Origin of the sequence: Gilliamella sp. B3023 (genome assembly GCF_026536845.1) — a bacterium.
GTDB classification, from domain to species: Bacteria; Pseudomonadota; Gammaproteobacteria; order Enterobacterales; family Orbaceae; genus Gilliamella; species Gilliamella apicola_E.
Map to the genome: position 1 here is coordinate 1 of NZ_JAFNNH010000064.1, position 909 is coordinate 909.

Here is a 909-nt window from a genome sequence, read left to right on the forward strand (position 1 = left end):
TCAGACCTTCGAGTTGGTCGGTCGTGATAGTAATGGTACTCCAGTCGTCAAATATGGTTTTACTTTGAAGCAGTGGTTCGTGAACCGTGGTAATTATTACACTAACAGTTATTCTCCTGCTTTATCTTGGTGTAATAGTATTGGTTATCGTGTGCCTCGTGTAAGGGATTTAACCAATGCATCTTGTAGTGGTAGTAATTCAGGTACTAAGTGTCAGGGTTCAGTTGGCGCCGCCCCTTCCTCACCTAATAATTATTTTCAGCGTCATATAGGTTCAGGCTTTTTCACTGAGTGGGGTTATATGGAAGATTATTCAGGCGTTGGCTTCAAGCGCGCTTTTTACTGGACTCGTGACTCGGTTGGTAGTAACCAGTTTAACGTGAGCTCAAACGACGGTTTTGTGGAGTGGAGCATCAACATCGCCAACTACTATGGGCTCTGCGCCTATCCTTAGCTCTTATTTCTTCGTCCTTAATCCTTAGACCGGGGGTGGGGGGGGGATAAAAAATAGTGTTGAGTGATTAAAAGCAAGCTGACTCAAGGAGTCAACGTCGTTTAGCCATAAAAAAAGCGATTTTGCGGCTAAGAGATGTTTGAATTACCCGCCTCGGCGGGTTTATTTTTGAGGCGATTTTATCGCAAAAAAAGTTGAGGAACGGGGTTTTTGAAGTTTTAAATTTCACTTAAAAAGTTTTAAATGATCAAACTTCCTAAATTTCTAATTCAAAGCCCTAAAATAAAAATTTTGAGGATCTTTAAATATCTTTTTAAAGATTTGTAATGATGATATGTTTAATTAAAACAAGGGTTAATTAATTATAATCTAGATCCTTTTTAGATCCTATTTACAAAAGTTAACGTAAATGAGCGAAAATAAGTGTTGCATCGTGTTTTTCCAATCACTATACT

Annotated in this window: 1 pseudogene; it reads left to right on the plus strand. The window is 38.5% G+C overall.

Features of this window, described 5'->3' with window-relative positions:
• Nucleotides 1–454, plus strand: a pseudogene (locus J3U16_RS11975) (hypothetical protein); the annotation flags it as partial.
• Between the last annotated feature and the right edge of the window lie 455 nt (nucleotides 455–909).